Here is a 12096-nt window from a genome sequence, read left to right as displayed (position 1 = left end):
CTCAGTCCGCCCCGTACACCGATCCTTCCGAGCGATCCGAGCGCCCTCCCGGCGCGTTACGCGAGCGTCGGGCAACCCGTACGAGAATGATCACTGCATGATCTGCGCCCGCTGCGACCTGCCCATCCTTCGTGGAGAGGACTACCAAGCCGTCGACAAACAGTCCGGGTCCGGGGGCGGGGCGACACTGTGGCTGCACAGGGGGCGGTGTCCCGTACGCGGCCGACGGCAGGGCGCGGCCGATCGCCGGCGCTGATCACGGATGGCGAGTCGCCCGGGGACGATCGGGACCTGCTCGGGCGCACCTCATCAGTCCACGGCCGGTCGACCGCCCGCGGTCAGGGCTGCCGCTCCTCACGGCCCGAACGACGCCGCCTGCCGAGAGCTCGCGCCGCAACCACCGCCACCCGCGGCAACGCCGTCGCTCACATGAGGGGACGGTTGGAGGACGCGTACTCGTCCGCGATGCCGAAGGCCGCGGCACAGCGCGGGCATTCCGCTCGGCCGAAGAGATGGGCGATCCCGTCGGCGAGCAGGACTTCCCCATCGCGGACGGCAGTCTCATGCATCCAGCGGCCGACGCCGGAGATCGCCTCGGGGGACGCCGGCCTCAGGTCGCGCCGGTCCACGTCGCCCAGGTGCCAGTCCCGAATCGCCGAGTAGCGCCCGTGACCGCCGATGGCGATCGTGACCTCCACGGCGCACTGAGGACAGTCGACCTGGTAGAAGTCGTCGGAGAAGTCCCCGAGGACCGCACTCCAGTGATACTACTCCGCGACCGCGAGCAAGTAACGGAACGTCGCCAGGTAGTCGTCCGGCCGCGTCCGCAGGTACCGGTCCAGCAGGTCACGGAGTTCCGCGACGGCATCGGCACAGCCTGCCGGCAGGTCGTCGCAGCCGTGGCCCCCTGCCGCGCGTCGCACAATCGCCCCGGCCAGGTCACGCGCCCGCGCGCTCCGTGACGCGAGACGCACCAGACGCGGCAGTGCGGCAAAACTGGCGGGGAACACCAAGTCGTCCTCGAGGACAAGCCGGTGGCCCAGCTCGTCCCACGTCTCCGCGTCGTCCGCGCGCTCGACCCGGGCCAGAAGCTCCGGGACACGATCGACGTCCCCCTGACAGTCGTACATCTGCGTCCGGTTGACCACCTGGGCATTCAACCCCCTTGAGACTGCGGGGGACGACTCCGCGCCCGTGCAAGCCCACCGGGGCGACGGACCGGACAGCCCGACGCTGGTGGGACGCGGACCGGTTTTCGAACCGTCGGCATCAGCTCCGCAAGCCCGTCGGGGTCGCGGGAAGCGTTGTCGGTGGCACGTAATAGCGTGCCTGCAGCGTTCCGTCGATGTTCGTACGCCTTGAGGAGCCACGATGCCCGGAGAGACACCCGAGCCGGCCGCGAAGGATCTGCTCACCCTGATACCGGAGTACGCGGGCCTCGTCCGTGAAACCATCCTCCTCAACCCCGGACCGGGCGAACCTGATGTGCGGGAGAGCTCACTCGGGGGCGAGTTGCTGTGGCCCGCGGACGAACCGTGGCCGTACTGCGCGCAGGAGGACCACTGGACGTACGGGTCCGCCCCAGGCAGCGAGATCGTCCCTGGCGCGGTGCCGATGGTGCCGATCCTCCAGCTGTTCGCCCGGGACGTACCGGGGTTGGAGTTCCCGGAGGGGAAAGACCTGCTGCAGCTGACGTGGTGCGCGCTCATACACGAGCAGGATCCCGGGCCGGTGATGCCGCGGCTGTACTGGCGCAACGAGTCGGAGGTCGTGGCCGGCGGCCTGTTGTCCGAGATCCCCGGGGTGAGCGACGGGGAGTACGACGAGGACAACATGCCGGAACCGTCAACGTTGTCCCCGACGGCCGCGGAGGACTATCCGAGTCGGCATGATCTGCCCGCGGAGATGCGGGACGCCTGGGAACCTCGTCTCCGGTTGCCGGCGGGCGGCGCCCAGTGGCCACCCGACTGCAACCTCATCGGGACGAAGGTCGGCGGCTGGCCTGCCTGGACGCAGCCTGCCGACTGGCCGAACTGCGTATGCGGACAGCGCATGGAGCACCTGCTGACCATCACCGGCGACATACAGTTGGGCGACTGCGGCGGCGTCTACTTCTTCCATTGCCGCGAGTGCCCCGGCCTCCCGTGGGACTGGCGCTTCGACTGCCACTGACACTCGAGTCCGGTAGGACGGGTCCGGCAGTCCCGGAGTCGGGCCCCCGATGGCAGGGATTCAGGCTCTGTTGCCGGGGCGCCGGACTCCCCCTGGCCTGATCGCTGCCTACAACTGTTCGTCCCGCGCCAGGATCAAACTGATCGAGCCGTCTTCGAGATTGATGCCGCCGTCGAGATGCTCATGGTGTCCGTCCCGAACTTCCGGATCGGCAAGACCGAGGAGCCGCTCGGCCAGTTCGCGCAACCCGGCCGCGTTGGCGGCAACGGTGATTTCGGTATCCGAGCCGTACACCTTGATCTTGGGTTCATCCATGGCCTCACGCTACAGCGAGGGTGCCGTGAGCGGTTTTGGCCCCGAGTTCCGTGGTCCGGCTCGGCCGGCGGCCGAGCCGGAGCAGGTGAAGCAGGGAACCTCGACGTCATGGGAGCCTGCCGCTCGAACGGTCAACGAGCGGACTCGGAACCTTCTGTCAGGCGTAATCGTCAGAACGCGAACGCGTCCGTGTCCTCAGAGATCCTACGGGCGAACCCGTCCACGGCTTACGAAGGAACGTCTTGGGCAGCTTCATCGCGCAGTGCATCAACGGGAGCCTGCCGAACCGTTGCCGCTGCCAGGCACGCAAGATGCTGGTACGACGGACCGGCCGCTCAGCTAAGGCAGATGGGCCGACACGGCCGATATCACCTTGTCGCACTCACTCGGGCCTGTGATCAAGGACCCAGGTGGTCAGGGCGGATTAAGGGCGTCAAGACCGAGGCCGCGCTGAGCGTGGGAGCTTGATCGGGCACGGCCACCGACAGAGCCGCGCTTCTGTAAGCATGAGCTTCGTGGATACAAGGACTGAGCTGGAGCGGCTGGTGAGGTCGCTGGCGGACGGCAAGAGCGCCTACGGGCGAGTGGCTCCCGGAAAGGTCAGCACTGCAGACGCCCTGGCGTTCCGCAAATGACCGTGGCTGACCGCTCGATCTGGCACGTATCTGGCACGCGTGCTCAGAGATCAACCCGCACGCTCACAACGTCGTCATCAGGCTCCCCATAGCGCAGCACGACGTGCGCCGGCCGAAACGGAAGCGCACACAAGCCCGGCTCCATCACCCGGTACAAGGCATCTGCATCAGGCCCATAGGCGAAGATCACAACCTCGCCCCCACCGAACTCGTTGCCGTCAACCTCGCCAACACCAGCGGCGGCGACCGCGGCGCCCATCGACTGCTCGGCCTCGAACACCTGTGACCACTGGTCAGATTCACCAAGGCCGTCGCCGCCCAGCTGGAAGCGAGCGATCACGGCGTGCTCCGGAGGTGTCTCCGGCAAGTCGAAGAGTGCGTCCTGCATGGCAGCACCCTCCCACCGGGCACTGACAGTCGACCTCTGCGCCACCCCGGCGACGGCCGCCTTGGAGTCGTACTCTCGCCCTTCGTGCACCACGACGTAGGACCGTGCCTCCCCGAAGCCGTACTTCTTCAGGAAGGCCTCACGCCCCAACTCATCGCGCTCCACCAGGACCTTGAGCACGGACTCTCGCGTGATCGCTCCTCTTCGCATAAGAGGAGCGAAGGACTGAGCGCCGACAACACCCCTACGCCGAACGGACATACCGTGGTCGCGCATGACCTCTTCGTCCCGAAGCAACTTCGAGAGTGGCATGGCCAGGGGCTGAGCCCTCTGTGGCCTGCGGGCATGGTTCGTGAAGGTTTCGCCGGCGTTCGGCGCTGTCTATCGCGGTTGTCACGCAGTCGGGCACTCAGTGCTCATCAGCATGACCTGTCACTGCGCCCGCTCTGGCATCGTTTTTATTGAAATGCCCGCAGGGCTGCTGCTTGCCTGCTTGCATTGCGTTCATGCCAACTCCTCCGACCTCAAGTAGCGCTGAGCAAGATCTTGTCCTGTACCAGGTCGTTGCTGCCCGCCGGGGCGGATTCGATTCGATGATGTGGCAAGCGCCCGGGCTGGGGCTAGCCGCTCAGGCGTTCCTCATGACCATTGCTCTCAATCCCGGTACAGGGCAACTGGCGCAGGCTAGCTCCGGGCTGCTCTCCATGGTGGTCTCCTTCATGTCCGTGCAGCTCTTGGTGAAGCATCGTCATCACGAGCTGGCTGACAGCATCTGGCTGGAGCGATTCGAGAAGGCAAGGGGGCTACCCGAGGTCCACGCCTCCGCTTCAGAGCGCTGCCAGGTGGCCGGCTTACCGTCCAAGGGTCTGGTCAAGCTCCGATCCCATCGGGTCTGGATCGCTGGCTTGACCGTGTTCGGGCTGGTTGGTCTCGGCGCGGTAGTGGATGCCGTGCTGGGGTCGTAGGGCGCAAGGCGTTCTTCGAGCAGCACCAGGGCTGGGGCTGGTTCACAACAACGATGGCTTGAGTGGGCCGAGTAGATCCGTAGCTCCAGCGGGATCGGTGAGCGTCGATCATACCGGCCGCTTCACTGCCCCAAAGGGACGCTACCTGACGGGGGCGGTTGCTGGGGTTGCGGTACAGCGCTGCTGTACCGCACGACGCCCACCAGTCGCGGAGCGGACTGAGTTCGACGCGCCCCACGGTGAGAAGGGCCTGAAGGGCGGCCGTCTCGTTCGGGTAGTCGTTGCGCACTTCAGCGACTATGCGCACCGCACGACGGCGCAGCTCAAGCGTAACGGGAGGGTCTTGCCATGACTCCGTCCTTGCTCGCAACGGCTCGGGCGCCACCGCTGAACCATCGAGCGCACCATGGCCTGGCCCGCCAGCTGCCGCCGCCTCCACCGACGCTACGAGCGCAAGCCGAGCACTTCCTCGCCTTCACCAGCATCGCCTGCACCCTCATCAGCTATCGCCGACTCGCCAAATGAGATGACTGCAGCAGCAGTCGTGGAGTGGACTCTCGCGTGCCCGCACCGATTGAATGCCGTACATGGTGATGGTGGCGGGGGCTTGGTACTCCAACGCGATATTTTGGTCGGCGCTAGCTGTGGTGGTGGCGGTGGGCGCTGCCTGCCTTACGGCCTGGGCAACGTTGAGGGCGGCAAGCCCGAAGATCAGGTTGACGTACGATGTCCGCTCGACCGTTGACCTGTTGCCAGGGCACCTAAACCTCGCTGTGCTTCATGGCGGCGTCGCTCTTGCTACACCCCACGTCGTCGTCTTCGACCTGGCCAATCAGGGGAGGCGCGACATCGAAGACGACATGTTCCCGAACGGCGCGGCTCTCGAATTCAGCTTCGGCCGGCCGGTCGTGAGCATTCTGGGTTCCACCACAGTGCGTGGCACAGCAGCGACCCCAATCCTGGAGCTTGACATGGCAGGGCGGGCGACACTTGCCCCAACGCACATTCCGAAGGGACAAGTGGTGTCGTACACCCTTCTTTTCGACGGTCCCGTTGAAGAGCTCTCGGCAACAGGGTCACTACTCAACGGCAGCCTTCGCAAGGCGCTTGTGCTACCAGGTGAAATCGGCGCGATAATCCGAGATATTGGCGCACCAAAGGCATTTAGTTACGGGATACTTATCATGTCACTCACCGCGCTTTGGATAAGCTTCCTGATCGCGTTCTTGCTGCCTGATTCGTACATCGATTGGCTCCAAAATTGATCGACTCCAAGGGTGATAATTAATACTGATTCGCGAAGCCACCGTAGGCGCGGCGCGGGGCGCCAGGTCGATTAATTAACAGATACCTATCGATGCCCGTTCGGTAACGATGGTGAACCCGACTCCCACTTTCGCTAGTTTGCCTCCGTTAGACGGTTGACGTACTGGAGGCCGCAGCGGGACGCGGCGGGGGCGGACTGGCTCGGCAGTGACTACGTCTTCACGACCCGTACAGGCCGCGCGGTCGAGCCGATGAACCTGAGCCCCTCATTCCAGCGCATTACGGAGGTGGCCGCGCTCCCCCGGATCCGGCTGCACGACGCCCGGCACGGGTGCGCGACGCTCTTGTTCGCCGCAGGCGTGCCGGCGCGGGTCGTGATGGAGATCCTGGGGCACTCACAGATCGCCGTCACCATGAACATCTACACCCATGTCTCTGGCGAGCATCGGCGGGAGGCAATGGGCCACATGGACCGCCTCCTGAAGCGCACGAAGTGAGAGGAGCGGAGTCGCCGACCTTCCGAGGAGGGAACGGCGACTCCCCTCGACTGGTGGAGTCGAGCAACGCCGAAACCTCGTCACCGGCTACGTGATGATCTCTAGGTAATCCAGGTCTTCTTCCTCCTCATCCGGTACCAGTGCATCGAATTGTCTCACCAGTGGATAACCCACTTCCGGCTCGACTGCAGCGATATAACATGCCCAACCCAACAAACGACGACGAGTCATCCCCTCGTCAGAGCCGCCAAACTCCGCCATATAAGCGTCGTAACCGAACTTCGATATCACGTGCAAGATCCATCGCATCTTCCGCTTCACCCTGCGCGGAATTCGCGGACCGCCTGATTCTCCGACGTATAGCCCAGTAACATATTGCGGGCCACCGCGGCGCATGAAAGCGGTCTTGCGCGTATTCACCGACCAACCAGCATCGTCGAGAATGCGAGCGATATCCACTGCGTGCCGGTCAGTGACATCGCCAGAGAATGCGAGATCATCCACATAACGCGTAAACGATAGACCCTCCGACTGTGCGTATTCAGCAAGGGAGCGGTCCGTGTCCAGGAAGGCCAGGTTAGATAGGAACGGCGATGTACTAAGCCCAATTGGCAACTTGCCGCCGATAGTGACAAGATTGACAGCTATGTCCGCGGCCTTCTCTTCGTAACCCTGCTCCATCAACGAGCCCTTTACGGTTTCGGCTCTGATTGACGGAAAAAAATCCTCAAGGTCCATGCGCAACACGCATGCTTTTGCCAGGTGCTGCCTAGCATTACTGACGGTAGAACGCCCACGAACAAATCCATGAACATGATCAGGAGCCTCGTAAGAGAGCAGCCCTATAAAGCTCCGATGCAAGTTCTTATTGGCGAACTGGAAAGCCATCTTCGGCTTGAAAATTTCTCGGACTCCGCCGTGCCTCTTGCGGTGTATCCGCTGAACATAGAGGCGCCCTGCGCCTGCAGGCAGACTCGAAGATAGAAATTCCAGAGTTTCAACCGATACGCCGGCTTGCTCCGCCAGGTCATCAACCGAGTATGACATTACCCCCCCCCTACGATGGGGCGCAACGAGGTAGGGCCTCACTCCCGATGCAAGGGCTATCATCCAACGCACGCGAACTCGCGCACAAAGTTGACCGCGGCCCTACCTCGTACGTGAGGGTATCACACGTCAATGAAGGGGGTCCTTTCGACTAGAGATCCGACCACGCTCAAGCGAATAGAGCATCGAGATGGATGCCTCAATCTCACGAAATGACCTATAGGAATATTCTGACGGACTGGTGGTGCAGCCCGCTTTGAGCCACCTACTTACGGCCGCCATGACGTAGTCGATGATGGCCGTCGACATGTAATCCTGTTTGGCGACCATCGTAATATTCAGATCCGGCAGCGACGTCACTTTTCCGATCGCTTTACGGGATTGCTTAAGCACGCCATCAGGGAGTCGCCGAATAATCGACTGCATGCCCTCGCTCTGCTCTACATAGCAAAGCAATTCCGTTTCATGGCGATGCTTGATCGATAGATCACTCAACAATTTTACATACATAAGCTCAATTAGTTCAGGTTCCGTCCTTCCGGGAAAGCGCGTCCGATCGGTTGTAACCATATACGACCGAAAAAAAATGTTGCCCATCAGCTCTAGAAAGCGACCGGACACCTCTCGCGGATCGGTCGAACTGTGAAAGCCGTTCTCGCGAAAATTCTCGAAGCTACCCAAACCGAACAAACTACTCTTCGCGGATAGGCTTTTATGCAGGTCTCGAATTCTGTTCTCTACATCATCCGCATCTTCGCTTAGCTCAACTGCACCAACGATCAGCGACTGAGAGGCATTTCCGTTTCCTGACTCGTCCATAAATAGCTTCACCGTAAATAGCCTTTCGTGAGGCCTGCCGCAACGCCGTCAGTCCGTCCGCGTCGTCGCATGAGACAGGCTGGCCCTACGAAGGCACTTCGCGCTGTCACGCTACCCCCCGCGTCTAACCTGGGTGGTGCGTTGAAGAGAACTGGTGTTGGGCCGTTCTCGTGTCGAAGGCGGCACTGCCGTCAGCCTCTATCGTCAAAGGCCCCCGCAGCGATGAGCTGCGGGGGCCTTCGTACTGGTGGGCGCGGACGGTTTCGAACCGCCGACATCTGCTTTGTAAGAGCAGCGCTCTACCCCTGAGCTACGCACCCGTGGACGAGGGAACAGCCTACATGGCGTACGCAGTGCAGCTCCAAACCGCTCCGTCGGGTCCCGGACGTACTGGGGGTAGCCCCACCAGGAAGACGGTGGGCGGCCGCATCGAGTGGGGCGGGGGGCGCTCGTAGTGTGAAGGGACATCACGGAGAGCTACCTGGGGGAACGATCGTCATGACAAGCCGTACCGGACTCAGTCGTCATCACCGCGGGGCCGTGCGGGGCGGGCTCGCCGTCTGCGGGGTCGTGCTGCTCGGAGTCGGGCTCTCCGGGTGCGGGAGTGCGGATGCGAGTGAGGCGCCCCTGGAGAAGAAGTCGTTCGCGCTCAGCGGGAAGACGCTGACCATCGACTCCGACAACTCGGACATCGAGCTCGTGCCGGCCGATGTCGACGAGGTGGAGGTGACCCGGCAGGTCGACGGGTGGGTCCTCTTCGGGAGCGGGCCAGAGGCCACGTGGAAGATGGAGGACGGCAAGCTCACGCTCAAGGTGAAATGCGATGCCATCGCCAGCAACTGCGTGGCGCAGCACACCGTCAAGGTGCCGCGGGGCACCTCCGTGACCGTGGACGACGACAACGGGAGCGTGACCGCGAGTGGGTTCGACACTGCGCTGAAGCTGCGGTCTGACAACGGGAGTGTGCGGGTCACGGACTCCAGCGGGGCACTCGAGCTGGACAGTGGGAACGGCAGCGTCGTCGCGGAGCGGGTGACCGGGAAGAAGGTCGTGGCCAGGTCGGACAACGGGTCGGTGCGGCTCGAGCTGGCCGGGGTTCCCGACCGGGTCGAGACCGCGAGTGACAACGGGCGGATCGAGATCCGGCTGCCGGCTGCGGGGGCGCCGTACGCGGTGGACGCGAAGAGCGACAACGGGCGCGTGGATGTCGCCGTGCCGACCGACGCCGGCAGCGGGCACGTGGTCAAGGCTCGCAGCGACAACGGCAAAGTCGTCGTGCGCGCCGCGAACTAACCGACCCGTGTGTTCGTCCTTCCTGGTGGGAGAATTGACCGGACCGGGACCGGGCAGGGCGAACACAGCACGGGAGAGGGATGTGACGGCGAGAGACGCACGGCCGCACCACAAGGTACGAGCGATCGCCGTCAGGGGTGTCCGCAGGGGTGTGCGCGCCGACCTCAGGGACGTCGTGACGCTGATGCTCGTGCCGGTACCGGTCCTGTTCGCGGCGTTGTTGCCCGCCGCGTTCGCCGGGAGCGGAGGGACGCGGCGCTGGTTCGGCGGGCGGGGCGAGAGCCAGCGTGCCGACGCGCAGGCCGCGAAGGACGCCGCCGCGGCCGCGTTCTACGAGCTGGACACGGCGCAGCGGGATCTGCGGATCTCGATCGAGACGATCACGGCGGTGGACAGTTCGCCGGGGGCGCGCCGTGCCGTGGACGACTTCGCCGCTCTGGGGCGGCGGATCGACGAGGTGAGTCACGCCTACATCACCGCCGTCGACGCGCATGATCTGGACCGGGACGACCTGGAGTCGTCGGTTGCCGCGCAGGCGCGTACGCAGCTGACTCGGGCGAGGGACGAGCTGGTCCGGGTCAAGGGGGAGCTCGACCGGTTCGAGCAGGGGCTCGGGCCGCTGCTGGACAAGGCGGAGACGCAGCTGGCGCGGCTGGCTCCGGCAGTGGAGCGGGCGCGGCAGGCGCTCATCTCCGCGAGCAATGCTCTCGATTCGGTCCGCGGCTCCGGTCTGAGAGCGGACGATCTCGCCGCCCGGCTCGCCGCGCTGGCCCCGGAGCTGACCAGGCTCAACGAAGGCGCCGGCCGGCACGGTGTGCCGGAGACGCTTCAGCGGGCCGACCGTGTGCTGCGCGACGCCGAGGCCGTCCGCGTGGAGGCGGAGCGGCTCCCCGAGCGCGCCGCCGAGATCGACAAACGCCTGGTGTCGCTCCGTACGCGTGCCCAGGCGCTCACCACCCGCTCCGCGCAGGTGGAGCCGGTGCTCAGTGAGCTGCGGCGACGGTTCACCGCGGCCTGCTGGCAGGACCTGCAGCCCGTCCCCGAGCAGGCGGTCGTCAGTGTCCGCCGGGCCGAGGAGAAGCTCGAGGAGGCCGGCAAGGCGCGCGACGAGCAGCGCTGGCCGGACGCCACGGCCCTGCTCAGCACGGTACGGGCGCTGCTGAACGCGACGGACGAGGCGGTCTCCGCGGCCGGTGACCGGCTCCGGCGCCTGGATGCCGTCGCCAAGGACCCGCAGCAGGAGATCGAGCGGACCCGGTTCGCCATCCGCGACGCACAGCGCCTGGCGATGGCCGGGCGCAACACCCCGGACCCGCGCCACGCCCGCCCGCTGGACGACTCGGTGGCCAGGTTGGAGCGGGCCCTCGCCGGGCTCGAGGGCAGGCACCCCGACTACTGGCACTTCCTGACCGAGACCGAGGGCGTGCGGCGGACCGTGGCGCGTGTGGTCGAGCAGATTCGCGAGGAGCGGGGCACCGGCCACATCTGAGGTCGGCCGGGCAGGGCAGGTGGGCCCAGGACGTGGTCGGGCGGCGCGTGGGGCAGGGGCATGGGGCAGGGACGGGCAGGGCCCGGGGCACGCGGCGCACGGGCATGTGGCGGGTGGCGCGTCGGGCAGGGACGCAGCGCACGGGGGCCGGCGGCCGGATCCGCGCGGTTGTAGCGGTCCGCCGCCGGGCGGATCCTGGGATTCCGCGCTGTACGCGTACGTACGAAGGAGGCCGGTGATGGCCGCACACGTACTGCACTCGAGGAGAACCGCTCAGGACCGGGCCGGCGGGCGCCGCATCAAGCTGGACGAGCACCTGCCCGTCGACCATCGCCTCAGTCGCTTCTACCGGGTGGGCGCCGGGCTCATGGGTCTGGTGCTGGTCGCGTTCGGCGTCCTCGGGCTCGTCGACCGGATCGGCTTCTTCGACACCCGTGGCGACACCGTCGCCGGCCTGAACACCAACGGCGCGCTCAGCGTCCTGTCCATCGCCGTCGGCCTGCTGCTCTTCGTCGGCATGGTGATCGGCGGCAACTTCGCCTCGACGCTGAACATGATCCTCGGCATCCTGTTCATCCTCAGCGGGTTCGTGAACCTCGCCCTGCTCGACCGCAGCTTCAACCCCCTGGCGTTCCGGATCCAGAACGTGATGTTCAGCTTCGTGGTCGGCGTGATGCTGATGTTCTTCGGCATGTACGGACGGGTCAGCGCCACCCTGCCGCACGACAACCCGTACTGGCGGGCCCGCCACCCGGAGGAGGCGGAGCGCGAGCAGCGCGCGAGCCGCCGTCGTGCCGCGCTGGCCGCCCGGCAGCCGCTCGCCGCCCGGTCGGCCGCCCCCGGCCCCGGCACGGCCCCCGGCCCAGTCCCGTCAACCGGCTCCGCCCCCACCACCGTGGCCCGGTCCGCCCCGGCAGCCGGCCGTCGGCGGCTGCTCTCCCGCAAGCCGCGCTCCCGCCGCTAGCCTTACGCCCATGCCTCGTTACGAATTCCGCTGCCGGACCTGCGGCGACACCTTCGAAGTGAACCGCCCCATGGCCGAGTCCTCCGACCCCGCGAACTGCCCGGAGGGCCACGACGACACAGTGAAGCTCCTCTCCGCGGTCGCCGTCGGCGGCACGACGTCCACCGCGCCCGCCCCGAGTGGGTCGGGCGGTGGTGGTGGGGGCTGCTGCGGAGGCGGCTGCTGCGGCTGATCACCCCCCGTGCC

13 protein-coding genes, 1 tRNA gene and 2 pseudogenes are annotated in these 12096 nt (G+C 65.6%); 9 read left to right on the top strand and 7 right to left on the bottom strand.

Annotation, left to right across the window (positions count from 1 at the left end; all coding sequences use genetic code 11):
- Positions 1-425: 425 nt before the first annotated feature.
- Positions 426-698 (bottom strand): hypothetical protein, encoded by a 273-nt coding sequence (locus ACFYV1_RS08885; RefSeq protein ID WP_389394745.1) that lies wholly within the window; start codon positions 696-698, stop codon positions 426-428.
- Positions 699-767: 69 nt separating this feature from the next.
- Positions 768-1148, bottom strand: coding sequence for a hypothetical protein (locus ACFYV1_RS08880; protein ID WP_389394744.1), 381 nt, complete (start codon positions 1146-1148; stop codon positions 768-770).
- A 223-nt stretch (positions 1149-1371) separates the two neighbouring features.
- Here ACFYV1_RS08880 and ACFYV1_RS08875 point away from each other — a divergent pair, with 223 nt between their 5' ends.
- Positions 1372-2172 (top strand): hypothetical protein, encoded by an 801-nt coding sequence (locus ACFYV1_RS08875; protein WP_389394743.1) that lies wholly within the window; start codon positions 1372-1374, stop codon positions 2170-2172.
- 108 nt (positions 2173-2280) lie between these two features.
- On the opposite strand, the gene ACFYV1_RS08870 is transcribed toward ACFYV1_RS08875, so the two are convergent.
- Positions 2281-2487, bottom strand: coding sequence for a hypothetical protein (locus ACFYV1_RS08870; protein ID WP_389394742.1), 207 nt, complete (start codon positions 2485-2487; stop codon positions 2281-2283).
- A 678-nt stretch (positions 2488-3165) separates the two neighbouring features.
- The gene (locus ACFYV1_RS08865) at positions 3166-3822 is read right to left on the bottom strand and encodes a hypothetical protein (RefSeq protein WP_389394741.1); all 657 of its coding nucleotides are present in this window, start codon (positions 3820-3822) and stop codon (positions 3166-3168) included.
- A gap of 329 nt (positions 3823-4151) precedes the next feature.
- On the opposite strand from ACFYV1_RS08865, the gene ACFYV1_RS08860 reads away from it, so the two are divergent.
- The 4 genes and pseudogenes from ACFYV1_RS08860 to ACFYV1_RS08845 all read left to right on the top strand — a co-directional run.
- Entirely contained in the window at positions 4152-4475 is a 324-nt protein-coding gene (locus tag ACFYV1_RS08860; RefSeq protein WP_389394740.1) for a hypothetical protein, read from the top strand.
- A 364-nt stretch (positions 4476-4839) separates the two neighbouring features.
- Positions 4840-5000: pseudogene (locus tag ACFYV1_RS08855) on the top strand (IS5/IS1182 family transposase); the annotation flags it as partial.
- Positions 5001-5062: 62 nt separating this feature from the next.
- Complete coding sequence (locus ACFYV1_RS08850; protein WP_389394739.1) at positions 5063-5740, top strand: hypothetical protein; 678 nt, start codon at positions 5063-5065, stop codon at positions 5738-5740.
- Between the two features lie 165 nt (positions 5741-5905).
- Positions 5906-6238, top strand: a pseudogene (locus ACFYV1_RS08845) (tyrosine-type recombinase/integrase); the annotation flags it as partial.
- 87 nt (positions 6239-6325) lie between these two features.
- On the opposite strand, the gene ACFYV1_RS08840 reads toward ACFYV1_RS08845, so the two are convergent.
- The 3 genes from ACFYV1_RS08840 to ACFYV1_RS08830 all read right to left on the bottom strand — a co-directional run bounded on the left by ACFYV1_RS08840 (position 6326) and on the right by ACFYV1_RS08830 (position 8424).
- A complete protein-coding gene (locus tag ACFYV1_RS08840) occupies positions 6326-7285 on the bottom strand; it encodes a reverse transcriptase family protein (protein WP_389394738.1) in 960 nt (319 codons plus the stop codon).
- Positions 7286-7414: 129 nt separating this feature from the next.
- Positions 7415-8104 (bottom strand): hypothetical protein, encoded by a 690-nt coding sequence (locus ACFYV1_RS08835; protein WP_389394737.1) that lies wholly within the window; start codon positions 8102-8104, stop codon positions 7415-7417.
- Between the two features lie 245 nt (positions 8105-8349).
- Positions 8350-8424, bottom strand: a tRNA-Val gene (locus ACFYV1_RS08830).
- Between the two features lie 178 nt (positions 8425-8602).
- On the opposite strand from ACFYV1_RS08830, the gene ACFYV1_RS08825 reads away from it, so the two are divergent.
- The 4 genes from ACFYV1_RS08825 to ACFYV1_RS08810 all read left to right on the top strand — a co-directional run bounded on the left by ACFYV1_RS08825 (position 8603) and on the right by ACFYV1_RS08810 (position 12082).
- Positions 8603-9397: a DUF4097 family beta strand repeat-containing protein gene (locus ACFYV1_RS08825; RefSeq protein WP_389394736.1), complete on the top strand. Its 795-nt coding sequence runs from the start codon at positions 8603-8605 to the stop codon at positions 9395-9397.
- An 82-nt stretch (positions 9398-9479) separates the two neighbouring features.
- Positions 9480-10886, top strand: coding sequence for a hypothetical protein (locus ACFYV1_RS08820; protein ID WP_389394735.1), 1407 nt, complete (start codon positions 9480-9482; stop codon positions 10884-10886).
- Between the two features lie 238 nt (positions 10887-11124).
- Entirely contained in the window at positions 11125-11850 is a 726-nt protein-coding gene (locus ACFYV1_RS08815; RefSeq protein ID WP_389394734.1) for a DUF4383 domain-containing protein, read from the top strand.
- A gap of 10 nt (positions 11851-11860) precedes the next feature.
- Positions 11861-12082 (top strand): zinc ribbon domain-containing protein, encoded by a 222-nt coding sequence (locus tag ACFYV1_RS08810; protein WP_389394733.1) that lies wholly within the window; start codon positions 11861-11863, stop codon positions 12080-12082.
- Positions 12083-12096: the final 14 nt, after the last annotated feature.

Source organism: Streptomyces sp. NPDC003023 (assembly GCF_042888225.1).
Classification (GTDB): Bacteria; Actinomycetota; Actinomycetes; order Streptomycetales; family Streptomycetaceae; genus Streptomyces.
The sequence above is the reverse complement of the archived record's forward strand: the minus strand, read 5'-3'. Positions and strand labels throughout refer to the sequence as shown.